At 40.4% G+C, this 25,017-nt stretch carries 22 protein-coding genes; 13 read left to right on the plus strand and 9 right to left on the minus strand.

Annotated features, from left to right (window positions below):
* The first annotated feature begins 7 nt into the window (after positions 1 to 7).
* Complete coding sequence (locus B1C82_RS11945; RefSeq protein WP_086447779.1) at positions 8 to 556, plus strand: metal-dependent hydrolase; 549 nt, start codon at positions 8 to 10, stop codon at positions 554 to 556.
* Here the strand turns inward: B1C82_RS11945 and B1C82_RS11950 are convergent.
* The 3 genes from B1C82_RS11950 to B1C82_RS11960 form a co-directional block, all read right to left on the minus strand.
* On the minus strand, positions 542 to 2,548 hold the full coding sequence (locus B1C82_RS11950) for a M48 family metallopeptidase (protein WP_086447780.1): 2,007 nt from the start codon (positions 2,546 to 2,548) through the stop codon (positions 542 to 544). The two genes, B1C82_RS11945 and B1C82_RS11950, sit on opposite strands and share 15 nt — an antisense overlap.
* Before the next feature lie 118 nt (positions 2,549 to 2,666).
* Positions 2,667 to 3,536, minus strand: coding sequence for a heme o synthase (gene cyoE / locus B1C82_RS11955; RefSeq protein WP_086447781.1), 870 nt, complete (start codon positions 3,534 to 3,536; stop codon positions 2,667 to 2,669).
* Between the two features lie 5 nt (positions 3,537 to 3,541).
* Positions 3,542 to 4,480 carry a COX15/CtaA family protein gene (locus B1C82_RS11960; protein WP_086447782.1) on the minus strand — a complete coding sequence of 313 codons (939 nt, stop codon included), beginning with the start codon at positions 4,478 to 4,480 and terminating at the stop codon, positions 3,542 to 3,544.
* Positions 4,481 to 4,802: 322 nt separating this feature from the next.
* Between B1C82_RS11960 and B1C82_RS20690 the strand changes: the two genes are divergently transcribed.
* The 10 genes from B1C82_RS20690 to B1C82_RS12010 all read left to right on the plus strand — a co-directional run bounded on the left by B1C82_RS20690 (position 4,803) and on the right by B1C82_RS12010 (position 14,166).
* The gene (locus B1C82_RS20690; RefSeq protein ID WP_165780220.1) at positions 4,803 to 4,961 is read left to right on the plus strand and encodes a hypothetical protein; all 159 of its coding nucleotides are present in this window, start codon (positions 4,803 to 4,805) and stop codon (positions 4,959 to 4,961) included.
* 58 nt (positions 4,962 to 5,019) lie between these two features.
* The gene (locus B1C82_RS11970; RefSeq protein ID WP_411550326.1) at positions 5,020 to 5,829 is read left to right on the plus strand and encodes an SCO family protein; all 810 of its coding nucleotides are present in this window, start codon (positions 5,020 to 5,022) and stop codon (positions 5,827 to 5,829) included.
* Positions 5,830 to 5,854: 25 nt separating this feature from the next.
* Positions 5,855 to 6,880 (plus strand): cytochrome c oxidase subunit II, encoded by a 1,026-nt coding sequence (gene coxB, locus B1C82_RS11975; RefSeq protein ID WP_199775757.1) that lies wholly within the window; start codon positions 5,855 to 5,857, stop codon positions 6,878 to 6,880.
* Between the two features lie 11 nt (positions 6,881 to 6,891).
* On the plus strand, positions 6,892 to 8,475 hold the full coding sequence (gene ctaD, locus B1C82_RS11980) for a cytochrome c oxidase subunit I (RefSeq protein WP_086447786.1): 1,584 nt from the start codon (positions 6,892 to 6,894) through the stop codon (positions 8,473 to 8,475).
* On the plus strand, positions 8,462 to 9,241 hold the full coding sequence (locus tag B1C82_RS11985; protein ID WP_086447787.1) for a cytochrome c oxidase subunit 3 family protein: 780 nt from the start codon (positions 8,462 to 8,464) through the stop codon (positions 9,239 to 9,241). Before ctaD ends, B1C82_RS11985 begins: the two co-directional genes overlap by 14 nt.
* Before the next feature lie 159 nt (positions 9,242 to 9,400).
* Positions 9,401 to 10,057, plus strand: coding sequence for a hypothetical protein (locus B1C82_RS11990; protein ID WP_086447788.1), 657 nt, complete (start codon positions 9,401 to 9,403; stop codon positions 10,055 to 10,057).
* Positions 10,058 to 10,169: 112 nt separating this feature from the next.
* Positions 10,170 to 10,733, plus strand: coding sequence for a CarD family transcriptional regulator (locus tag B1C82_RS11995; RefSeq protein ID WP_086447789.1), 564 nt, complete (start codon positions 10,170 to 10,172; stop codon positions 10,731 to 10,733).
* Positions 10,734 to 10,774: 41 nt separating this feature from the next.
* The gene (locus B1C82_RS12000) at positions 10,775 to 12,034 is read left to right on the plus strand and encodes a PIN/TRAM domain-containing protein (protein WP_086447790.1); all 1,260 of its coding nucleotides are present in this window, start codon (positions 10,775 to 10,777) and stop codon (positions 12,032 to 12,034) included.
* Positions 12,035 to 12,158: 124 nt separating this feature from the next.
* Positions 12,159 to 13,754: a phosphoenolpyruvate carboxykinase (ATP) gene (gene pckA, locus B1C82_RS12005; protein ID WP_086447791.1), complete on the plus strand. Its 1,596-nt coding sequence runs from the start codon at positions 12,159 to 12,161 to the stop codon at positions 13,752 to 13,754.
* 145 nt (positions 13,755 to 13,899) lie between these two features.
* A complete protein-coding gene (locus tag B1C82_RS12010; RefSeq protein ID WP_008595105.1) occupies positions 13,900 to 14,166 on the plus strand; it encodes a phasin-related domain-containing protein in 267 nt (88 codons plus the stop codon).
* A gap of 59 nt (positions 14,167 to 14,225) precedes the next feature.
* Here B1C82_RS12010 and B1C82_RS12015 read toward each other — a convergent pair whose 3' ends face one another.
* The 4 genes from B1C82_RS12015 to B1C82_RS12030 form a co-directional block, all read right to left on the minus strand.
* Entirely contained in the window at positions 14,226 to 14,942 is a 717-nt protein-coding gene (locus tag B1C82_RS12015) for a hypothetical protein (protein ID WP_086447792.1), read from the minus strand.
* A gap of 3 nt (positions 14,943 to 14,945) precedes the next feature.
* A complete protein-coding gene (locus tag B1C82_RS12020) occupies positions 14,946 to 16,784 on the minus strand; it encodes a CHAT domain-containing protein (protein ID WP_086447793.1) in 1,839 nt (612 codons plus the stop codon).
* A 75-nt stretch (positions 16,785 to 16,859) separates the two neighbouring features.
* Positions 16,860 to 17,600, minus strand: coding sequence for a hypothetical protein (locus B1C82_RS12025; RefSeq protein ID WP_086447794.1), 741 nt, complete (start codon positions 17,598 to 17,600; stop codon positions 16,860 to 16,862).
* Between the two features lie 39 nt (positions 17,601 to 17,639).
* Positions 17,640 to 18,545: an RNA polymerase sigma factor gene (locus B1C82_RS12030; protein ID WP_086447795.1), complete on the minus strand. Its 906-nt coding sequence runs from the start codon at positions 18,543 to 18,545 to the stop codon at positions 17,640 to 17,642.
* Positions 18,546 to 18,579: 34 nt separating this feature from the next.
* Between B1C82_RS12030 and B1C82_RS12035 the strand changes: the two genes are divergently transcribed.
* Complete coding sequence (locus tag B1C82_RS12035) at positions 18,580 to 19,488, plus strand: M23 family metallopeptidase (protein ID WP_167373759.1); 909 nt, start codon at positions 18,580 to 18,582, stop codon at positions 19,486 to 19,488.
* Positions 19,489 to 19,535: 47 nt separating this feature from the next.
* Entirely contained in the window at positions 19,536 to 20,600 is a 1,065-nt protein-coding gene (locus B1C82_RS12040; RefSeq protein ID WP_086447797.1) for a histidine kinase dimerization/phosphoacceptor domain -containing protein, read from the plus strand.
* Here B1C82_RS12040 and B1C82_RS12045 read toward each other — a convergent pair.
* Positions 20,589 to 21,143, minus strand: a complete 555-nt coding sequence (locus tag B1C82_RS12045; RefSeq protein WP_086447798.1) for a GNAT family N-acetyltransferase — start codon at positions 21,141 to 21,143, stop codon at positions 20,589 to 20,591. The genes B1C82_RS12040 and B1C82_RS12045 overlap by 12 nt on opposite strands.
* Positions 21,144 to 21,180: 37 nt before the next feature.
* The gene (gene dnaE, locus B1C82_RS12050) at positions 21,181 to 24,702 is read right to left on the minus strand and encodes a DNA polymerase III subunit alpha (RefSeq protein WP_199775776.1); all 3,522 of its coding nucleotides are present in this window, start codon (positions 24,700 to 24,702) and stop codon (positions 21,181 to 21,183) included.
* Positions 24,703 to 25,017 lie beyond the last annotated feature (315 nt).

A 25,017-nucleotide genomic window follows, 5' to 3' on the forward strand; every position in this document is an offset into this window, starting at 1 on the left:
TTAAATCATGGCCACAATATTCTCCCATCCGGCAGTCCCTATATCTCTCTTCCTATTTTTCGGAAAAAAGAAGGTCCCGGTCCTACTTGCGATTTTCGGAATATTCTTCTCCATTCTTCCTGATTTTGACGTGGTTGCATTCAAATTTGGAATTCCATACGAAAGCGATTGGGGTCACAGAGGATTTACTCATTCTATCTTATTTGCTTTAATCGCCTCCTGCATTGTGGCATTCTTCAGGACCAAACTGAAGACAAGTTGGCTTACTATCTTTTTATTTCTTTTTGTGTCTGCAATCTCTCACGGAGTATTGGATGCGATGACCACAGGTGGGTTGGGAGTTGGGTTTTTTATTCCTTGGAGTTCTGAAAGGATCTTTTTTGAATATAGACCGATCAGAGTTTCTCCTATCGGTCCAAAAAACTTTTTTACGGAAAGGGGTTGGATTGTGATCCAATCAGAACTTTTGTATATTTGGGTCCCGGCAGTTTTAGTGTCCGGAACCGGTATCTTGATTAGAAGGTTTATTTCTAAAGATAGATCACTGAACCACTAGCAGATCTATCTTTCCGTGTTTGTTATACTTCACGAATGCTTTTCCTTTTTCGTAGTAGTCATGATATTCACCTTGTTTTCTGAACTTAGAGCCCAAAAGTTTTTCTGCAGCTGGTTTAGAAGATCCAACTGTGATCCCTTGTCCTAAGCCAGGGCTATTATCTCCTACTACATTCACCTGAACTACAGTTCCCATATCTAAGATGAAAGCAGTCTCTTTGTTATCGTATTCAAAGTATTCTAAACCGCTTTTTTTATCTGTTTTGATACGTGTAGGTTTTCCCCAGTTTTTCAGAAGATCTTCTAATTTATCTCCAGGACCGACTCCTCCTACTTTAAAAGCATTCACCTCATTCGGAGCTGTAGGAGCAGTGAGTTCGATTGAATGGATCTTTGCTAATACTTTTGCCCAACCAGAAGTAGAATCATAATTGGTTAGATAATAACTAGCGAGTCCTTTTGATTTTGGATCAACTGCAGAATAAGATTCTACAAGTGCTATGTTTAAAATCGGAGTGAAATTCTCATAAATATAATCAGGATCCACCTGTTGTTTTTGAGCAGTCGACTGCCCAATTGTTTTTAGATACTGAGCAATCTGAGGATTGTTTCCACTTTGATTGGCAAGAGTCCTGATTTTTTGATCGATCGAAAGAGCAAGACGATTGAAAAGTTCTTTGGCTTCTTCTCTCTTATCAGTCCAGAATAGAACTACTCCTAAGTTATTTGCTAACGCAACAGTTCCTTCTGCTTGGAAAGCTTGGTTTGCAACATTAACTGCCACATCTAAATCTTTTTCATCTGCGGAATAAGAAAGTAGTACTGCATAGTTGGAGAGAAAGTAAGGATCATCTGTTTTCACAATCACTTCTCTATATGCTTTGAGTGCACGATTATAAGCTGCTTCGTTTCCAGGAACAATCCTCATAACTGCACGTTTACTTTTGTCCGGAGGAAACACCATAGTGTCTCTAAAAGAAGGCATGTCCAATACGGGTTTTAATTTTAATTCTTCGTTAGAAGCGGTTGCCATCCAGATCTTGTGCATACAAACAGCTAGAGCTTTGCTTAAATAAGTATTCTCTGGGAATTTTTTGATCCCGTCTTCCAAGTTGGATCTTGCATCATCTAAATTTCTTCCTAACTGGATATCATCGAATGTTTTTTCCATCTTAGCTAAGAATGCATACAGTTCTTGTTTATCCGTTTTAAGTCTGGATAATCTTTCATTCGGAGAAGGGTGGCTGGAAAAATAATGAGAACCTATCAGTTCAGGTCTTGTTTTATCCGCTTTAGAAGAAGCTAATGCTTCTTTATAAGATTGTTCTACTTCGTTCAAAGTTTGGAGAGTGACTAGCATGAAGTCACCACCGTAACCTGCCTTGTCTAATAAGAATAATCCGGTTTGATCAGCATCTAACTCTTGTTCTTGGGAGAACTTGCTGTTTTCTAAAAATGCTTTTCCAGAAGGTTCATCTTTGAGTGCGTAAAACTTTTTTACACTATTGAAAACATGTTTATTATAGAAGTGAGCTAACTCGTGAGACAATACTCCTGCAATATATCTTTCGCGATGAAAGTCCAGTTTTTGAGCCGCGTCTGCTTCTTTTTGTTTGATGATCTCATCTAAAGAATCCAGTGCACCTGAATGAATACAGAATTGTCCTCCTGCCATTGCAAAAGCGTTGAAGCTGGGCTCTTTTACAATTTTGTAAACTAGAGGAAAAGGAGGATTGCCCGAATTTTTGGAAAGTTTACCGAATGCTTTGTCTATCGGCTTCTTCCAACCTTTATGATCTGAAAGTACAGTCTTTGATTTGATCAGATTTGTGAACTGTACATTACTTTGTCGCACTAACTGAGCATACAATTCTGCGTCGAATTCTCCCGGTTTGCTTTGAGAAAAAATTGGAGAGCCCGAGAAGGATGCTAACCCTAAAACCACCAATAGTTTTAGGACATAAGGGCGAACCGAATTCGAAAGATCGATCATAGGAAAAACCTCTTGAGGAGAGAAAACTATCTGCTATTAAGCGACTGTCAACTCTGAAAGGTTTAAAAAATGAGATGAAATTTTTTGACCGAAAAACCGATTCGAAGGTCTTTTAAGTTTAGGCAGGGATGGAATGATCGATCAGAATTAAAATATTGATTAAAAACAAGTGAAGAATGCTGAAGAAGAAAAATCCTCTGGCAAACTTTGGTTCTGGATTCTGGAATAATTTTACGGAAAGATAAAGTATGGAGATACTCAATACCACTGAGGAGATCATATATAACCAGCCCATGGAAGGTTCCGCCCAATAGAACGCGATCACTGATCCTACATACAAAATTGTATAGAATAAAATAGAACGTCCAGTTTCCTTTACACCTTTCACTACGGGAAGCATTGGAAAATTTGCGTCGCTATAATCTTCTTTCAAGAAGATTGCCAGCGCCCAGAAGTGTGCTGGGGTCCAGAGAAAGATCATCAGGAATAAAATCCAAGCCGGTAAAGGTAAGGAATTACTAACAGCTGCATAACCGATCAAAGGTCCCACACAACCTGCTACTCCACCAATTACAATATTCTGATGTGTTCTTGGTTTTAAAAGAATTGTATAAAGAAAAACATAAGCGAGAAGTGCTGCAAACGCACATATCGCAGTCAGCAAGTTTGCAAAATAATATAAGATCCCAAACGCTACGAACGTCATCGCAAATCCAACGATCCAAGCCTGAATAGCGCTGATCCTTCCTGCAGGGAGCGGACGATTTGCAGTTCGTTTCATCTTAGAATCTCTATCTATTTCTATGATCTGATTAAAGATAAAAGATGCAGAAGACATTAAAAAAGTCCCTAGCATAGTCATAAAGACCAGAAGTGTGCTAGGTGCTGTAGAACCACCAAGATATAAACCAGGCACGGCTGTTGCTAAAACCAGGGAACTTACCCTTGGTTTGATCATTTGGTTCCAGTCTGAAAGAAAACTATTCATTCTATTTATGAAACCTTACTCTTAGACAGCTCAGAAGCTCTCTGTACCCAAACTGCATATATTGATAAGAAAAGAAGAATGGCAACTCCGGTGTGAGCAGCGGTCACTAGTTTTAGTAGTTTTGTGTATACGTTCAAGACTCCCAGACCGATCTGAATGAGTAGCAGGATGATCGCTGTTCTCACATATTTTTTAGTTTCCGCAGAGAATCCTTTGAATATTCCATAAAGGTTTATTAGAAGAACATAAAATGCGACCAAGTAGGCGCCTAATCTGTGTTGAACTTGGATCTGTATCTTAGGTTCCGGAACCGAAGGGATCCATTCTCCATTACATGTTGGGAATTCCAAACAAGCAAGTCCCGCGTAGTTGGAACTTACTCTTCCTCCTAAAATGATCTGGAAGAAAATTAATAATACTCCGACCAGAAGAGGTATTTGGTCCTTCTGAAATAAACTTTGTTTTGTTAGGAATTCATTTGAACCTGCGGAGTTTGCAAGATGGCGAGCTTTGAAAGTCGCAGTAACTATGCAGAGTAAAAATAAAATCGCATTCAATAAGTGAAGATTTACTGTTGCTGGATCGAGAGAAAGAAGGACAGTTAATCCCCCTAAAGTAATTTGAGAAGCGATGAGTAATATCCCGATGATAAAAAAACCTAAGAAAGGTCTTCTTAATTCGGGAACGATTGCTGCCCAGATGGCACCTACAATAAGAACAATTCCTAAAAATCCCGAATAATATCTATGTCCGACTTCCATAAAAATATTAAAGTCGAAGTCCGGAAAAACTTTACCGAAACAAAAAGGCCAATCAGGACAAGCAAGTCCTGAATCAGTAGCTCTTACAAGAGGGCCATACAATAAATTTAGAAAAATTAAAACTGAATAGATTACCAGAAAGAGAGAAAACTTTCTGAAATGAGAATAAGTAGAAGCGATCATTCTGTTTTTGCGGAGAATCCGAGCTCTTCTTTACCATACTTGGGCGTGATTGATTTGGGGCAAGAGATTTGATGTTTGAAAAACGAAAGCTTCAATTTTGATCTGAGACTAATTCTCATGCAAAGAACATTTCAAGATTCTAAGAACGACTGTTCTATTGTCCCGACCTTCGGTCAGAAGCTTTTTATGTCGGTTCTAAATGGTTGAAAACGATGAAAAGCAAAAACGCTTTCAAAAAAAGGACAGGTCTCCAAAACTGGTTGGTATCTTTCGCTTTTTACTAAGTGAAACGTTTTTTTCTGATACTTTTAGGAGCTATTCCATGAGCCAAAACGGAGACCATTACAACAAGGCAGGTTTTTGGACATTCGTGGTCGTGTTGACCGCTAACATTCTTTATTTCGTTTATCTTTCTGCATTCCACAAAGGTGTTAAAGATTATAATGAAGTAGTTCCTTCCCACACTTCGGCAGCGAAGTAAGGAAAGAATCCGGGATAGAACGTTGTTCTCCTCCAATCATCCGCGGAGATTTTTTAGAATAGCTGCGGCTCTTATTCTTTTTCTACCATTCCTATCCCTTCTATCCTTCGATACCGAAAGAGAATTACCTGCTCACGCAGTTCCTGCTGAGCTTGAAGGTGTGGGTCTAGAAGAAAAATTAGGAAATTATATAGATAAGAATTTATCTTTCGTAGATGAGCAAGGCAAACAAGTGCGCATCGGCGACTATCTGAAAGAAGGAAAGCCGCTTCTTCTTACCTTAGTGTATTATAGATGTCCTACACTCTGCAGTCTCTACCTGAATGAGATCTCAACCGCACTTAAAGAATTGAATTTAGAAGTAGGAAAAGAATTCAATTATGTTGCAGTAAGCTTTGATCCAAAAGAAAAACCGGATCTAGCAAAAGCGAAAAAAGAAGTATATGTGAAAGATTATGGAAGAGGGGACGGTTCTGGCTGGAGTTTTTTAACCGGAAATGATCCTGAAATAAAGGCTTTATCTTCCAGTTTAGGTTTTAGCTACAAATGGAATCCTTATAATGATCAATGGGTGCATGTTTCCGTTGCCTATGTGATTACCCCTGAAGGGCAAATTTCCAGATATTTAAAAGGGATCCCAATGGAAGAAAGGACTCTGAGATTATCTCTCGTAGAGGCCGGAAACGGTAAAATCGGCGATTTGACTGACAGTGTTGCCCTTTTTTGCTTCCAATTTGATCCATCCAAAAATAGGTATACATTATACGCGTTCAATATCATGCGAATCGGCGGTTTTCTCACTGTCGTTATCCTTGCAGCGTTCTTATTCCGCTTTTGGAAGAAACAAAACTCGTCTAGTACAATATAAATAAGGAAGGAGTGATTTCGATCCGATGAACTGGTTCTCTTTTATTACGGCGACAAGCTTCATGCCGGTTCCAGCGACTAAAGAATCGGGAGATGTAGACAGCCTCTATATCTTCCTTCTTGTTTCGGGCCTTATCTCTTTTATCATTCTCATTGGGGGAATGGTAATATTCATTTTCAAGTATAGAAGAAAAACTGAAGACCAGAAAAGTGCGTACATCACGCACAATACTCTTGCTGAGTTTCTTTGGTCCTTCATACCTTTCGTGATCATGATGATCATCTTCGCTTGGGGATGGAGTGTATTTCATGATCTTCGCAGAGTCGGAGAGAAAGGAGATGTTGAGGTTCACGTAACTGCTCGTCAATGGGCTTGGACTTTCAAATACGCGAATGATATCGAGATTAATAGCCCTACTGATAAAAAGTTAGTAGCTGATGATCCGGACTCTACACTTCTCAAACCTGAGATCGTTGTAGTTCCTGTAGGTAAAACAATTCGTTTCATTCTTACTTCTGACGACGTTCTACATAGCTTCTATGTTCCTGCGTTCAGGAACAAAATGGATGCGGTTCCCGGCCGAAGAACAACTTTCACTTTCACTCCGATCGAGAAAGGAGACTTCACAGTATTCTGTACTGAGTATTGCGGAACTAAACACTCCAATATGATGGCTACGATCCGCGTGGTAGATGGTGAACAATTCGCTGCTTGGCAGGCTGAAAAGCTGGCTGGAATGGCGGGCGCTAATAACAAAGGACCTGCAGAAAGAGGAGAAGCTCTTTTCAAAGGAAGCCTTGGATGTAGCGGATGTCACTCCATCGACGGATCCAGGATTGTTGGACCTTCTTTCAAAGGTCTTTATGGTAATAAGAGAGACTTCGCAGACGGATCTTCTGTAGTTGCGGACGATGCTTATATCAAACAATCCATCCTTGTTCCAACAGCTAAGATTGTAGCTGGTTTCCCTCCTGCGATGTCTTCTTTTCAAGGAAGAATCAAAGAAGACGAGATCAAGGACATCATCGAATTCATTAAGACGCTTAAATAGGATTACGGACAATGGCCCACGAGCAACATAATTACCTGAATCACCAAAAGGGGATTTGGTCCTGGCTTACGACCTTAGATCATAAGCGTATCGGGATCATGTACTTTGTCGCGATCATGAGCTTCTTCTTTTTAGGAGGAGTTTTCGCTCTATTAGTTCGCGCAGAATTATTCACACCTGGAAAAACACTTTTTTCTGCAGACGTTTATAACAGAATGATGACCTACCATGGAGCCATAATGGTGTTCATGGTAATCGTTCCTGGTATTCCTGCAATTTTCGGAAACTTCGTTCTTCCGATCATGATTGGAGCAAAAGACGTTGCTTTCCCAAGATTGAACTTAATGAGCTGGTACATGCTGATGATCGGTGCCGCGATCACAGGTTCCACTCTATTCTTGGAAAACGTAGATACCGGTTGGACTTTCTACACTCCATATTCTTCTATCAAGACCGGATTGGGTGTAATTCCGATGGTTCTTGGAGTATTCATCATTGGATTCTCCTCCATTTTAACTGGTCTGAATTTCATCGTTACTACTCACAAGCTGAGAGCGCCTGGAATGACCATGAACAGAATTCCTCTGATGGTTTGGGCACTTTACTCAACTGCGATCCTGCAAGTATTGGCAACTCCAGTTCTTGCGATTACTCTGCTTCTACTTATTGCAGAGAAAACTCTCGGAGTGGGGATTTTCGATCCTCAATTGGGAGGAGATCCGGTTCTGTTCCAACACTTCTTCTGGTTCTATTCTCACCCTGCGGTTTATATCATGATCCTTCCTGCGATGGGAGTGATTTCCGAGTTAGTCGCTACTTACTCTCGTAAAGTGATCTTCGGGTATACTGCAATCGCTTACTCTTCCTTAGCGATCGCTGGGGTTTCCTTCTTAGTATGGGGACACCACATGTTCGTTTCCGGACAATCTGAGTTTGCTGGAGTTCTTTTCTCCTTCATCACAATGCTTGTAGGGGTTCCTACAGCGATCAAATTGTTCAACTGGATCTCGACTATGTATAAAGGAAGTATCCGTCTGGATGCTCCAATGTTGTATGCGATCGGTTTCATGTTCTTATTCACCATCGGTGGATTGACTGGAGTGTATCTGGCATCTACTGGTATGGACGTTCACTTCCACGATACTTACTTCGTGGTGGCTCACTTCCATTACGTAATGGTTGGTGGAACTCTAATGGCTCTTATGGGCGCTTTAATCTACTGGTTCCCTAAAGTTACCGGAAAAATCTATAGCGACCTACTCGGAAGAATTTCTTGGGTCTTTATCTTCACAGGCTTTAACGTTACCTTCTTCCCTCAATTCATTTTGGGAAATATGGGAATGCCTCGTAGATATTATGACTATCTTCCTACATTCACCGAGTTAAACCAAATGTCTACTTTCGGATCTTGGTTGATCGGAACAGGATTTTTGGTCGGACTCTTTGGAGTGATCCATGCACTCTTAAAAGGAAAAGAAGCAGGAAACAATCCTTTCGGAGGAAAAACTCTGGAATGGACTACTGCTTCTCCTCCACCTCATGAAAATTTTGAATCTACCCCAGTAATAACCGGAGGGCCTTATGAGTACCGCTAATCACTCGGGTGGTTTTCATCACGCGCATCATTTTAATAGCGCAGAACATCAGTACGAATCTTCTAAACAAGGGATCTGGTTATTCCTTGTTACAGAAATCCTAATGTTCGGTGGACTATTCGTAGGATATTCCATCTATCATTCTCTTTATCCTCAAGTTTTCCATGCGGGAAGTAAGCAGCTTTCCGTTGTCTTGGGTGCATTGAACACAGTAGTTCTTCTATTCAGTTCTTTCACTATGGCACTTGGAATTAACTACGTGCAAAGAGGTTTGAAAAATAAAGCGATCATCGCTCTTGCAGTAACTATTGCTTGTGCTGCGATCTTCATGGTCGTTAAGTTTTTCGAATATACTCATAAGTTCCATGTGGGTACGGTTCCTGGAAAATACGCTTACACTGAAGAGTTAAGCGCTTCCGGTGAGAAGGTAACTAAAGTTGGTGCTCTACTTGCAGAAGCTAATAAACTTAGCGTTGTAGAAAGAGAACACAAGCTTCATCTGGACGAGACTGAGTACGAACACCTGACTCTTTTGGAAAAAACCAAAAACTGGCCTTTGTTCTTCGGATTTTATTTTGTAATGTCCGGTATTCACGGTTTGCACGTTCTTGCAGGCGCATTCCTGATCTTCTGGGTGCTTTTGAAAGTTATCAAAAACCAAGTTGGTCCTGAATATTACACTCCTGTGGAAGGTGTGGGTCTATTCTGGCACGTGGTAGACTTGATCTGGATTTACCTCTTCCCTCTTCTTTATTTGGTGGGATAAGTTAAGTCACAAGCAAACAACCGAAAGGTTTGTTGCAAAAAGCCGGGGAAATCTCTCCGGCTTTTTTATTTTTCGCTCCAAAGCTGCGCATAAAAAAACTGCGAAGAAACGGCGAATCCTGCCGATATTTGAAAAGAGACAGGTTTTCCCGGACGCAATATGCAAAATATAGATTATTCCAGAAGACTGAGACAATCCGGAACCAGAGGTCCGGCCCCACGTCAGGGAGAGTCTTTTCCAACCGTGCAAACAATCCAGCATGTGAGGGGAGGAAATTCTCCAATCCGTTCTTTCCCAAGCTCCAGATCTATTTTTTTGGTTTTGGTGGGAGCAATTTCTCTTTTTACGGGCGGGGTAGTAGTCGGTCTTAGATTGGATCAGAAGGAGCAGGCATTTGCTCAAAACGAAACTCAGTCTTTTTACAATGCGGGAAAGAATGTAAGAACGGAACAGTCCGTAGAAGAAAGAGAAAATTCTTCTTCTGAAACTGTACGCTCTAATGTGAGCGAGAATTCTACTGAAACTTCTTCTTCCAACTCAAATAAGAACCCAGGACTCAAATTTCCGGCTAGATCAGATAAGGAAAATTATTTCCTATCTATCCCAACTGAAGATTCGGTTGAAGCGATGGAAATTGGAAAAAAATTGCTTAGAGCAAAACCTGAGTTCCAAGGAAGATTTTTCAGATCCAAAGATGGAGAATTATTCCTCGGATATTTTTACGGAAAAGAAGAAGCTACCAAGGCTCTGGAATCCATTCGTCCTCTGAACGATCCCATTTTTCACAAAACTTCTATTCACAAACTTCAATTTTGATCTGAATTTTCGAACTAAGTTCAGATCTTAGCTTAAACTCATTTTTTCCTTGACTTTGCCTCAAAATTTGCTATATTTCTGGGCAGAGTTTTAACGGAAGTCTTAATACTAATTGGCTGGCAAAAAGAAACAATCTGGCTACGATCATGGCGTAGGTGACTACGTCGTATATCCGATCCACGGGGTAGGTGAAATCACCGAAATCTCTAAAAAGGTTATCCTGGGAAAGAAAAAAGAGTGCTACGTAATGGAAATCCAGGGTAGCAAGATGAAGGTGATGATCCCGGTCGATAAAGCAAAACAGGTCGGAATTCGACCGATTATCGACAAGAAGGATATCAAAAAAGTTATCAATCTACTCAAGAAAGACGAGGTCGATACTGAAGAGGACTGGAAGATCAGGTACCAAAACAACCTGAACAAAATAAAGTCCGGATCGATTTTCGAAGTGGCGGATGTGTGCAGGAATTTATTCCGAAGGGCAAACGGTAAAGAACTGTCTATCATGGAACGTAAATTGTACGAAAGTGCGTATAATTTAGTGAAGATGGAAGTCGCCCTAAGCAAAGGGGTTTCCCAAGAAGAAGCTGGGAACCTAGTGTCAGATGTTTTAGCTAGTACATTCGCTCCGGGAGACAGAGTTCCCGTAGCAGCAGTCGACATAGACGAAGAATAGTTTCCGATAAAACTCGAATCTTATTTAAAAGGATTTGAGTTATGGCGTATTTTTATAAAGGTCTAACGGCCGTCCTACTCTCCTTAGTGTCGTTCTTTGTAACGCAAAAACAAACTCAAGAGTTTGTATTCTCAGGCTCCAGTGCTGGGCTTGTACTCGTAATTTCTCTCGTACTTTTGTTCGGTGAAACTAAACTATTTCCAAAACTTCGCGGTGACGTTATTTTTTGTGTAGGTGTGGGTGCATTATTAGGATTTGCCCTAGCTTGGTTTATTGGAACTATCATTCGTTTCGAGGAATTGAATCTTGCATTGTACCTGATCCTAGGTCTTTTCGGAGCTAGAGCAGGTAAGTCATTCGCAAAAGAACCTGGCCTTGCTGTATTCGGTGGAGGCGGTGGTGGATCTACTTCTCTAGTGGATGCATTTGGTGTTGCTTCTATCGGTAAAGACGAAGTCAGAGATAAAATTCTGGATACTTCTGTTGTTATCGACGGAAGAATATTAGATATTGCTGATACACATTTTATCGATGGTCCTCTCATTCTACCTAATTTCGTATTAAGAGAGATCCAGCTAATCAGCGACTCTTCTGATCCTATCAAAAGAGCAAGAGGACGTCGTGGTTTGGAGATGTTGAACAAACTCCAAAGAAAAGGTTCCATCGAAGTTAAGATCACTTACAAAGATTATTCTGATACTAGAGAAGTGGATGCTAAGTTGATCAAACTTGCTAGAGACACCGGTGGAAAGATCGTAACTAACGACTTCAACTTGAACAAAGTAGCAGAACTCCAAGGAGTAAAAGTTCTTAACCTGAACACCTTGGCTAACGCATTAAAACCAGTCGTTCTTCCTGGAGAAGAGTTGGCTATCCAAGTCATCAAAGAAGGAAAGGACGAAAACCAAGGTATCGGCTATTTAGAAGACGGAACCATGGTAGTGATAGAGAACGGCGGACATCTAGTCGGTAAAGAAGTGAAAGTTACTGTTACTTCTATCATCCAAACTGCAGCCGGAAAAATGATATTCACCAAAGCTAACGGAAACAGCGGCTTTGACAAAAGTGAACGCGCCCCTGAAAAAGAAAACAGAGGTGGTAAGGGCGGAGAACGCGGAGAAGATCGTGGAAATAGATACGATCGTGGTGACCGAGGAAACGAGGAAAGAGGTAACCGTAAAGATTACCAAAACAAAAACCAGAACCGTGGCAATTACCAAGACAGAGGCGATAAAAGCGAGGGTCGTGGAGATGATTTCGGAAATCGTAAAGACTTCCAAGATCAGCAACAACAGCAATAACCAGTCGCTAAAGTGACAGAATACGGGTCGGATTAGGAATTGCCTTCAAATTCGACCCGGTTCCGAATTGACGGTATCTTCCCCCGAAAAAAAATTGAAATACGATCTCAATAAGGAGAGCCAAATGCAGGCCCAAGCGCAAGTGAAGGGACTGAAGGAGCTCGGTATAGAGCCCTCCGAAGTCTTCCATAACCTTTCATACGACGAAATTTTCGAACACGAAAAGAATAACGGTGAAACCGTTCTTTCTTCTAACGGAACCATGATGGTGGATACCGGTATTTTCACCGGACGTTCTCCAAAAGATAAATACTTCGTAGATGAACCTTCTTCTAACAAGAATATCTGGTGGTCTCATATTAACTTTAAAGCTTCCGAAGCAGTATTCGAAGAGCTTTATCAAAAATGTGTAAACTATCTTAGCGGAAAAAAACTCTACGTATTCGACGGATACGCAGGAGCAAACCCTGAGACCAGAATTGGTCTTCGTGTAGTTTCCGAAAAAGCATGGCAGCACCATTTTTGCACCAACATGTTCCTTCGCCCTAGCAAGGAAGAGTTGGCTAACCTTCTTCCTGAATTCACTATCATCAACGCTTGCGGAGTGAAAAACGAAAAATACAAAGAGCATGGCCTGAACTCAGAAGTATTCGTGATCTTCAACCTTGCAAAAAAACTTTGTATCATCGGCGGAACCGAGTACGGCGGAGAAATGAAGAAGGGTATCTTCTCTGTAATGAACTATAAGTTACCATTACAAGGGATCGTTTCTATGCACTGTTCCGCGAATATCGGAAACAAGGATGGAGACACTGCTCTGTTCTTCGGACTTTCCGGAACTGGTAAGACTACTCTTTCCACTGACCCGAACCGTAAACTGATCGGAGACGATGAGCACGGTTGGGACGATAATGGAATTTTCAATATCGAAGGTGGTTGTTACGCGAAAGTGATCAACCTGGATCCTAAGACGGAGCCTGAAATTTTCGAAGCAATCAAAAGAGACGCTCTTTTAGAGAACGTAGTTTACGACGAAAAAACGAAAGTTGTAGATTATACTTCCGCTGCTAAAACCGAAAACACCAGAGTTTCCTACCCGATCTACCATATCAAAAACATCCAAGTTCCTTCTAAAGGTGGCCATCCTAAAGTGATCATCTTCTTGACTTACGATGCATTCGGAGTTCTTCCTCCTGTTTCTCGTCTGTCTATCGAACAAGCGATGTATCACTTCCTTTCTGGTTATACTGCGAAAGTTGCAGGGACTGAAAGAGGTGTTAAAGAGCCTACTGCAACCTTCTCCGCTTGTTTCGGAGCTGCGTTCATGACACTTCACCCAACTGTTTATGCTAAGTTGTTGGGAGAAAAGATGCGTAAACATAATGTTCGCGCATATATGATGAACACAGGACTTGTTGGTGGAGCTTACGGAACTGGTAAGAGGATGAACCTTCCTTCTACTCGTAAAATTATTGACGAGATTATGAATGGAAACATCGACAAAGCTCAGTTTGTAAAACACCCGATCTTCCAAGTAGAATATCCTAAAACCGTAGAAGGTGTGGATAGTTCTATACTGGATCCTCGTGAGGCTTGGGCTGATAAAGCTGCTTACGATGAGTCTTCTAAAAAGCTTGCCGGCATGTTTATTGAGAACTTCAAAAAATATGTAGAAGGTTCTAAAGACTTCGACTTCACAGCGTTTGGACCTCAAGTATAGGCTAATCTCTAAAAAGTCGGATTGATTCCGAAGGAGTAAGTGGGATTTCCCCTTACTCCTTTTTTATGCCTTCTTAGTGTCGGTAAGTTGTTGACAAGCCGTTGTGCGGCGCATAATCATCATAGAATACATAGGGATCAAAAGTATGGAAAAGGAAATCAAAGAAGCACTGAATTTCGCGATCGGAGCGGCAAAAACCCTGAGAGAACAAGCGGACAGTATTCTTTTAAAAGTGGAAAAAGAATTTAAAGAGCTCTCCGCAAAAGGTTCTCAAGACCAAAGCGAAGTTGCAAACAATCTTAGAAAGTATATCGAAGACGCATTACGTTCTGTGGAAGGTCTTGCCGGCCAAGTGAATTCTAAAGTAGAAGAAGCAAAAAAAGAATTCGGTAAGAAAAACTCTAACGATTGAGATATTACCTTTTATTTTTTATCCTTCCCCACTAATCCAAATCAATTTTCAAAACTAACTTAAAGCCTGGGATCATTCGATTCCAGGCCCAACCATTTCTCCAATCTTTCTTTGAAAGAGATTGGAGGAGGACTTTCCATATCAAGTTCGAAAGAAGTATTCCATAAGGAAATATTTTGTTCGAATTTGATCTTCAGGATCTTAAGAATAGTTTCTCTCGAGTTAGTAAACCATTCAGAAGAAGGGATTCCTTTTTCAGTCAGATAACCTTCTATCAAATCTATACTTTTATAATCCGACGAAAGAGCAGAATAAGAAAAAGAATCATCCGCAAATTCGGAGAATACGTTCTCCCATTCATCCGCAAAATTTCTTTCTTTGTTCCTACAATCGTAGGCTTGGCAGATGGATGCCCCATAAAAGGAATAATTTTGGCTACGTGGATCTCCTGTATAAACAGGATGGATCATACATCCAATCCTAGTTCTGGCTTTGATCTCCGGCAAAGGTCCCGAAACTTCTTCCGTAAGCATTCCTAAAAAGGGACAGTTATATGTGAGTGGGTCTTTCTTAATGTAATTTTTTTCTGCTTCTTCTCGAACCTTTCTGAATTCAGCCATCGTATATGGTTTGGAGAAGTCGACAGACTCTTTGAAAGTTTCAGTCCTATCTTTTAATAAAGTCCTGAATTGATCCGGTTTTAATTCTAGATTAAATAATCCGCAGCAGGCTCCGCAAGAAAACGGAACATCTGCAGAAGGTTGGCAAAGCCCCACTTCTTATAAACCGCCGTGAGGCAGGCTTCCTGGCTTAGAAGGAAGAAATCCTAAGAACGCGAGTTCCAATTCTTTGGTCTCAGGATTTTCGACTATATTGCAGTTTAGAGGGAAGATCTGCATTCTATCTTCATGAAAAACGATTACCTTTCCTCTGTACTTTTCTATTTGCTCTCCAATAAAATCTTGTTTGATCATTGGAGCAGCAACAAGAGAAGATTCGGATTTTATTCCTCGGAAGAATAGGTGGTTATTCGAGTTGGTAGAAACTAAGAAGATACTAATCCTTTCCAGCTCCTCTAACTCTGTAAGAAGATTTTCAAAATAATACTGGAATGTGATCAGATATCCATCTGCAGATTCAGGTTGGATCTGTCCTTTGGAGTAGAGATCGATCCAGTTGATCATCTTGGAGATTGTATCCTTATTCGCAAAAAGTATTTCGGGAAGGTCCGTAACAACAGGAGTGATCTCTAATTTTCTGAAATCATGTAGGCATTGGAACATTAGTTCCCACCATCTCTCCGTATTATAAGCATCATCCGGATTGTTCGGGATATACTTTCCTAAAGAATGATTCTGGTGATCGCTGAATAAGATTCCACCAATCACTTTTGAAAATTCTTCAAAAGCGAAGATCAAATATTCCATCAATTGATAGGAAGTGAGCGATTCTTCTTTTTGTTTTTCAGTGAATTTATAATAAGATGCCGCGATCGGGTTCGGATAAAATTTAAATATTAAAGAAGGATTAATGATCTTATGGACAGGTTTACCTTTTGTAGGATCGGAAACCACTCTAATGATTGGCTGACCATGAAGACTATAGTTAGTCCAAGTTAGATCGCTTGGATCGTAATTTCTTCTAGCATGTTCCTTTGCTAAATATAAGGATTCTCCTATACTTCTATCGGCAAATAAGTTCGTGTAGAATTGGATCGTGAAATCGATCGTATTCTGATTATCAGCTATCTCCCAATTTGTACCGATAAAACTTTTGATCCCGGACATCAAAAAGGATCCGGCAAAATTATTCATCAGGTCTGCGTTCAGATTTCTAGTAGCACTCTTGTTAGATTGGCAAGAGTTAGAGAATACCATGTCAGTATTAAATCCAGAGTTTTTGATCTCTCTTGCTTTCAGGATTTTTCCTTCCGAGATCAACCATCCGTTTTCTAAAGGATCATCGGAAAAATACAAATGTCCCGAGTAATGGATAATATTCTTTCCTTTGATCAAAGAAAGAAGTTTTAGCTTAGTAACTTGGCGTCCGCCTATGAATTCGATTTCTAATCTGGAGCTTGGTACCTTCTCACTTAAAACCCTAAAGATCTGCTCTCCTTCTTTTTGTGCCCATTCTAGATCCTCTGTTGGATCAGCGATAATGAGCATACGGAGTTTTTCTTTTTCTTTGAAAGCACCGCTGCTAGATTCTCCTCTAACTGTCTTTCCTATATAAAATTTATCAGAGAGAAAACAAGTGCCGTCATGTAGGAGTTCCCACGGGATCACTCCTAATTTAGGATCTATATTAAAGTGAAGATACTTTTCAGTAGTAAGTCTGAGTTTTTCTTGGATGGCAGCAGGAAAGAACTGATCGTAAAAAGTTTCTCCCAAGATCTTTAGATCATGAAGAATGTCGGTTTCTAAAGTTGGGGTTTGTGCCGATTTTTGATGGATCGCAACGGAAACACGAACTAAGTTTTCGATTTCCTTAATGTACTCTAATATTAGATCTTCGTCCATTGTAGACTGAAGATGCGATTCCGATCCACTGCCGGAACTATCTAGAATATTGAATACGTTTACAGCACCGACTCTGTCTATGATTAGGTTCAGCATTGGATCTACAGACTGCGCCTAAGAAGTTTCCTCGCCGTGACATAAGAGTCAGGAAGGAAACTGGTTATAACGCTCTTAATCCAAAAGGATAAAGAGATCTATGGATTTAGACAAGTCTTTTCCCTGAAACTCTACTGTGTACTTTCCTTCTCTCAATCCGGAGAAATTAGTAATCCCTTCGGAGTTGAATTGGTTAGAAAGTATGAATCTTCCGTCCTTAGAAAGATTTACCCTTTGGAAATCTTCCGGTCTTGGACATTCGATTTTGACACTTAAGTAAGCAGTTTCTTCGGTTTCTTGTACGACTTGGTAAGTGAACTTGCAGTCCTTATCCATTTTTTCTTCAAATACAATGAACTCGGAAGAAGAAGGCGATTTTGCTACTGCAGAACGCATAGCAGGCGCATAATCTACACGAGTGTTGATTTGAAGAGTTTCGATCAGGCTTCCGAAAAGTTGTGCTCCGGATTTTCCTAATTTAACTACGATGGATTCTTTTCCTTGTGCCTTACGGGCTAATTCCATCTCCACATATCTTTTCAGATATTCTGGAAAAGGTTTCACCTGCCAGCCTTCGTTTAGTTCGGCCTTATTCAGATCCAGATCCTCTTGGAAGGACTGGAAAGAATGTGTACGTGACGCTGAATCGAAGTAGGACTCGCCGGCAGCCTTTAGGCTAGCCTGGAGAGCTTCTTCCATTCTAATAAGTTCGTTTTGTAGTTCGGTGTCTTTTTCTAGTTTAGTCAGAACTTCAGGTTTACCTTCAAATAGTGACTGGATGATTTCTGGCACCGAGTTTTCGCGGTTGGATTCCATTTGAGTAAGATTCTCCAATAGGTTTTAAGACGATTGTTTCTACTCAGACAATTCCGAAAATTTGAGTTTTTTTTGTATTTTTTCGATCAATCTGAGTAATGTAACGCTCACATTTCCCTCGGTTATCCCTAAAAGGTCAGCAACCTCTCTGTAGGGAGTCCTTGCCAGGAAATGGCCTTTTTTGCGCTTTTCTAAGAGTTTTTTCCGTTGTTCGTATTTCTTCTTTAATGCTTGGGAAGTTTTATCTATTTCTTGAGGGAGTAGAGGAGCTTTCTTAACAGTTACAGTCTGCTTTTCTTTCAGCTCTAGAATATTTAAATATAGAGACGTAATTTTGTCTTCCATACGGATATTCTCTTCTTCCCGCTTGGAAAGTTCAGAACGAAGAGCCAGAATTTTCTTTTTAATTTCCTCTACGCCCAGATTGGTTTTTTCGATCAGGAATTGGATCTCTTCCTCGTCTAGGTTGAGGTAATATATATAAGAAAGTTTAAAAATGACTCTCTTCTCTACGCCTATTTCTCCCAATACTTGGTGGAAATGTTTAGTTAGCTCTTGAGCCTCTTCTACTAAATCAGGGCGAAGATCCGGCTCATCCTCGATAGTTGCGTATTCTTTTCCTTCCTTGTTGATCTTTCCAAGGTTGGTCATTTTCAGCTCTCGTTTGGTCCTTTGCCAATCGATAAGCATATTACGCAGAACGGAATAGAACCATGTTCTAAAACTTGATTTACCTTTGAAGCTAGAGAATCTAGCTCCGGTTTTCAGTCTTTCGAATGCGTATAAGAAGAAGTCTCCGGCATCATCTTCACTGAGGTGAAAGATCTTCATCGGAAAATTGTAAATATCTTCGGAATAAGACTCGAAGAATAACTTGAGAGCGGCCTCGTCTCCTTCCCCGCAACGGGTAACTAGGTCGAGGGTTTTATCCTTTGACAAATTCATTCTTTATGTAACCTTGCACCTGAGAGCCAACGATATGAGACGTAGTATATCCCTCGGAATTATCTTGGCCGCGTTCCATCTAAGCACCTTTGCGCAAAACGATAAAGTAATAAATTTTCTTTTCCCGGTGAAAACCGACGGAATCGAGAATAAGGTCACCTCGGTCTTCGGAGAATCCAGGGGGGACCATTTTCATAACGGAATGGACATAGCCTCCACCGGAGAACCGGTTTTGGCGATGGCTGAGGGGAAGATCCTCTATTCACGGTTTGGCGAAGATGATCCTTTTGGGGAAGAATTCGGGACTGGAAACTCTGTTTGGTTGGATCACGGAAATGGGACGTATTCTTCCTATTACCATTTGAAAGACGGACGACTTCCAGGTTTATTAGAAGAGCGTCTAGTTGCCGGGGGAGAAAAAATCGCCTATACCGGAAACACTGGCCACTCCAGTGGAGCTCACCTCCATTTCGTCTTACTTAAAGATTTTGGAAAAACTATTCAAGACCCTATGAAGGTTTTGCCTATCGTGGAAGATGAAAATCCTCCGGTGATTGGAAATCTGCTCATTCATCAGGATGAATATAAATACAGTCAGGTAAATGACGGAGATAATATTAATATATCTCGTGCGTTTCCAGTTACTGTCGGCATCCAAGATGCGGGAAAAAAATCAGGTCAGAGACGAGGTGTTTCTCAGATCCAAGTTTCCTTAAATGGACAATTATTGAAGAAGGCAAGCTTCTCAAATCTACATTACGAAAAAGGAGAATGGAGAAACTCGGAAGGGTTTCCATTTTCAGATCTATATTTTAAAGACCAATATTTGGTAGGTAATTTGGATTTTCGTAATGGAGAGAATGTTATTAAGGTTTTGGCTTGGGACTTCCGTCAAAATCTTACCGAAAAAACATTTACATTCTACGTAAACCGTATTCGTTAATCGTCCAATAGACCATCTTCCGGTCTTTCGGAAAATAGGATACACTTATGTTTGAAATCGTAGATATCCCAGGTTTACCTCGTAAAAAATTTCTTTTAGGGATCGCGATAGTGGTTGGCTTGATGTCCGCAGGGATCTTGGGCTTTGAGTTTTTAACGGGCAATCATACATTTAGGCCTGGATACACAGTTGCTGGGATCACTTCTATCCTTTGTTGTTTATTACTTTATAAGTCCAGATATAAAGAAGCAGTTTATCTTTCTTCCTTCTTATTTGCTTTAGCTTTGGGACTTGGAATTATTTACGGTCCAGGCGTGAAGAATGCTGCGGTTTGGTTTCCTGTTTTAGTTTTTTTCCAACTTTATTTTTTCAATCGTAAGATGGCAGTCATCGCAATGTTCTATTGTTTAGGACTTATCTTTTGGAAAACAGGAGCTTCGATCGGACCGACTGGCAGTGAAATTTACACAGATTCTATTGCATCACTTTGTGTTCTTACGTTATTTGCCATTTTGATTGGCGCAAATATGGACAAACTGATCTTGGACAAAGATATTCTTTTAAAAGAACTATCTCACAGGGTAAGAAACAATATGCAAGTCATCATGGAGATGGTTTCTTTTCTGAAAGACTCCGAACAATCTATGGAGACTAGGAATGTTTTGCAGATTTTAGAAAGAAGAATATTGGCTCTGTCTTCTGTGCATACTGTTTCTCAAGATGCGGAGCATGTACAAAGTGTTTCTATCGGAGAAGTAATCGAGAATTATCTGAATCGGATCGTTTCCAAATACAAGGCACTTCCGAATTTGGATCCTGTTACAAAACATTATCAGTTGGATGTGAAAGAAGCCAACCTTCTTCTTTTGGTTTTAGGGGAGATAGTTTCTGCCACTTCAGAATCTGTTACGAATCATGTAGAAGATCTGAAGATCAGTTTTAGAAATCCAACAGTAAAAACTTTGGAGCTACAAGTAGAAGGAGCAAATTTAGCAGAAGGTGATTGGAGTCGTTTTTCTAGAGATCTACTCAGTCATTCTGGTGGAGACTTAAAAGTAGATCCAAGCGGAAGCGGAAAAGTTTCTGCGAGTTTGGTAACTTTAAAAAGGTAACTTATTTTTGCTTTTCCATTCTTCACAATTGATCCTGTACAGAACATGGGTTCTAAGTGAAGATCCTATTTTAACTCTAGGATGTTCAAATTCTCCTGAGTAATGTAATCCTAGGCTATTCATCACCCCTCTGGAAGCGTGATTGATCCTGGAAGTGAAAGAAACTATCTCCCTTGAAAGAGAATTTTCAAATCCGAATTTTAAGGACGCTTCCGCAGCTTCTTTCGCGAATCCTTTGCCCCAAAAGTTATGATCCAATCTCCATCCTATTTCCAATGCAGGTGTGAAGAAGGATTGGAAATTTGTATTCATAAGCCCGGTGAATCCGAAAAATTTTCCGGAAGACTTTTCTTCTAAGGCAAATAATCCGAATCCGAATTTTTCCCAATGCTCATTTATTCTAAGAATGAGTTTTTCTGTTTCGGATTTGTTGAGTAGTTTAGGAAAAAACTTCATCACGCTCGGATGAGAATTCATTCTGGAAAATGGTTCTAAATCTTCTACTTTCCATTTTCGTAATATTAAGCGAGAAGTTTCGAGCATCTGCAAATGGGGAGAGTGGGGTCAATCTGTCGAGGATTTAGATCTTAACCGCTTGCTTGGTTCCGTTCGTACCGTAGAGTCTAACGTTATCTCCGAAACTTTCAAACACAGTATCGTCTCCCAGTAAAGTAACCAATCTAGTCATTAGTTCAGGATTTGGTTGTACGGAATAATGATTATGAGCGCGTATTACCTTCTTCTCTTCGTCCCCGGAGATTAGATGGAAATATACTTGGGAATTTCCTTGGTAAGCAGCGAGTAAAGTATGCAGTTGGCCGATGATATCCGGCATTTTTCTGTGACGGTCTCCAAGTTTGATATGAAGAGCCTTTTCCATTTTGTCTTCGATGGTGGCATCATTCAATATCTCGAAACTATTTACTTTGATCTGACCTCTGAGTTCGGATTCTCCTGCTTCGATCCTGTCCAGATCTCCTTTTAGGAATACTGCTTGGTCTTCTTTGATAATTTCTTTGAACTTTTGGTATACTTTAGGGAAGGCTACACATTCTATTTCTCCTGTGCGATCTTCCAGTTTGAAGTTTACGAATTCTTCTTTTTTCTTTGTGAACTTGATCTTTAGGGAAGTGAGGATTCCAGCTACTTCTACCTTGGTTCCCGCTTTGATATTATCTAAAGTCTCAATAGGGACCGAGTTTAAACTTTTTAAGTGGCCTTTATATTTATCTAATGGGTGACCGGAAAGGAAAAGACCGGTGACAGATTTTTCTCTCTTTAGTCTGTCTTCCATCTCCCATTCGTCTGCATCTTTCGGAAGTTTTAATTCGTAGTTAAGTCCGCTGTCCCCAAAAAGTGAGAATTGACCTTCTCTCGATCTTTCTTGCTCTTTTTGTGCGAATGAAACCAAGCTATCCATGGACTCGAATAAACATTTTCGAGTGTAGCCGAAAGAATCTAATGCACCACCTTGCACCAATGCTTCGAGAATTTTTTTGTTCAATACTCGAGTATCAATATTAGTCATGAATTCGGTGATCTCTTTGAAACCTCCGAGGTTCTTTCTTGCTCGGATAATATTTTCTGCAGCGCCTTCTCCTACACCTTTCATTGCAGAAATACCAAATCGGATTGTTTGGTCATCGATTACGGAGAAGGATACATCAGACTCGTTTACATCAGGCGTTAAAACGTTGATTCCCATTTCTCGGGCGTTGTTGATATATTTTGTAATATCAGTAGTTTTAGAATGATCTCCTGCGAGTAATGCGGCCATATACTCGGTTGGATAATTGGCCTTCATATAAGCAGTTTGATAGGTGACTAACGCATAAGCCACGGAGTGGGATTTGTTGAATCCATATCCTCCGAATTTTTCCAACTGATCGAAAAGTTCTTCTGCGAATTTTTTAGCGTGGCCTTGTGCTTGAGCACCTTCGATGAACTTGACCCGGAGTGGATCCATAAGTTCTTTTTTCTTTTTGGCCATTGCTTTTCGGAGCATATCCGATTCGCCCATGGTGTATCCGCCCACAACACGGGAGATACTCATCACCTGCTCTTGGTAAACTGTAAGTCCGAAAGTTTCTTTTAATATAGATTCAGTAGAAGAATGCGGATATGTAACCGGTTTTTTGCCGCTTTTACGTTCCAAGTATTCTTCTAACATCCCTGATTCCATAGGACCAGGACGATAGAGTGCGATCAAGGCAACGATCTCATCAAAATTGGAGACCTGGCTTCGAGCCACAAGATCAGTGATACCGGTGGATTCTAACTGGAAGATCCCGAGTGTATTCGCTTTTCTTAATAATGCGTAAGTGTTTGCGTTATCCAGAGGAATTTTATCTAAATCTAATTCAATCCCTCTTCTTTCTTTTACAAGTTTGATCGCATAATTTAGGGTCGTTAAGTTTTTAAGACCCAAGATATCCATCTTGATGAGACCGACGGCTTCCAAATTGTTTTTTTCGTACTGAGTTACGATAGAGCGGAAGCCTGGCTTATCCTTCTCCGCAACTGTAGAAAGAGGGACCACTTCTTCTAAAGGGAAAGGTGAGATCACAACACCGGCTGCGTGACGTCCAGGTTGTCTATGATTCCCTTCTAAACGTTTTGCGATCGCGAATATCTTTTTGTTTAAGTCGTCTTTTTCGCTCGCTTGTTTCAAATCTCCAGACATTGCTAGAGCTTCGTCGATTGTGATACCCGGTTTACTAGGACAATAACTTGTGAGTTTATTAGATTCTTCGAATGGAAGATTCATCACTCGTGCAACGTCTTTAAGTGCAGCCTTTGCACCTAAAGATCCGAATGTAATGATCTGACCGACTCTATCTTCTCCGTATTTTTGTCGGATATAATTGATTACTTCTTCTCGGCGTTCCACGCAGAAGTCAGTATCGATATCCGGCATGTCCTTTCTGTCAGGATTCAAAAATCTTTCGAAGAGTAGATTGAATTGAAGAGGTTCTACGTTAGTGATTCCAAGTGCATAAGCAACGATAGAACCTGCAGCGGATCCTCTACCCGGACCTACCGGAATTCCAGTTTTTTTGGCGAAGTTAATATAATCCTGAACGATCAAGAAATAACCTGCGAAGTGCATACTCTTGATCGTGTTTAGTTCGAATTCTACTCTTTCTTTGATCTCGGGAGTAACCTGAGAATAACGGTGAATTATTCCTTCCCAAACCAGCTTTTCCATAAAACCGTATTCATCGAAACCATCAGGCACGGTGAATTCAGGTAGAAGATAGTTTCCGAACTTTAATTTTAGATCTACTTTATCACGAATTTCTAATGTTGAATAAAATGCTTGAGGAAGTTCTGGGAAGAGGGCCTTCATTTCTGCAGGACTTTTAACGTAGAAGTGTTGGTTAAATCCAAACTCCATCTCGTCTTCGATGTTTTTTCTCATTCCAATCCGAAGAAGAATGTCTTGGGCTTCTTTATCGTCTTTTTTTAAGAAGTGAGAATCGTTTGTGACTACTAATTTGATCCCCGTTTTTTGAGCAAGATCGTAGACACCTTTTGCGACGATATCCTGCTCTGGAATTCCGTGGTTTTGGATCTCTAGGTAGAAGTCTTCTTTATTGAAAATTTCGTTTAGCTTTCCTGCAAGTAGGAAGGATTCTGGAGCCTTGCCTTCTAGAATTTTGCGGTTCACTTCTCCTGCAAGGCAGGCGGTAAGGCAGACTAGACCATCACTATGCCTATCTAGAAGATCATAATCGATTCGTGCTTTCTTATAAAAACCTTCGGTATAAGATTTACTTGCGAGCTTTATTAGATTTTTATAACCTACTTCATTTTTCGCGAGAAGGATAAGATGATATGCGTTTCCGTCGGCGATCTTAAATTCTTCTGTTTCTGCTTTTCTGTTAGGAGAAACGTAAAATTCGCAGCCAATGATTGGTTTTACACCTGCTTTGGTCGCTTCATTGTAAAATTCGATGGCACCGAACATGTTTCCATGATCAGTCATTGCCACGGAGCTCATTCCAAGCTCCTTAACATGTTGCATTAGCTCTTTGATGCGGATCGCCCCGTCGAGCATAGAATAAGTTGTGTGGAGATGAAGGTGGGCGAAGTCTTCCATACCAAGGGACATAATAGAAAGCGGGTCCTGTCTCCGTCAAGCGGAGTAGCCGGAAATTTCAAAAACCGGTTCTGGATTTACGGATCGAAATGCCAGAATTTCTCGAAGCCTTTCCTTGAGAATCATAATGGGAAAAAATACTAAAATCTGCTCTTTCTAAAATGCTTCTCTAAGTCAATCTACTGAAGTTTAAACCTGCTAATCAAAAAGTCCCATTGTAATGATTTTTGCTACTTATGGATGAGGAAATCTTTCAAAAAAAAGCGAAAGCAGATGAAAGTTTGAGAAAATGAAGAGTGAAAAGGTATAATAAAG

The organism is Leptospira venezuelensis (assembly GCF_002150035.1).
Taxonomy (GTDB): domain Bacteria; phylum Spirochaetota; class Leptospiria; order Leptospirales; family Leptospiraceae; genus Leptospira_B; species Leptospira_B venezuelensis.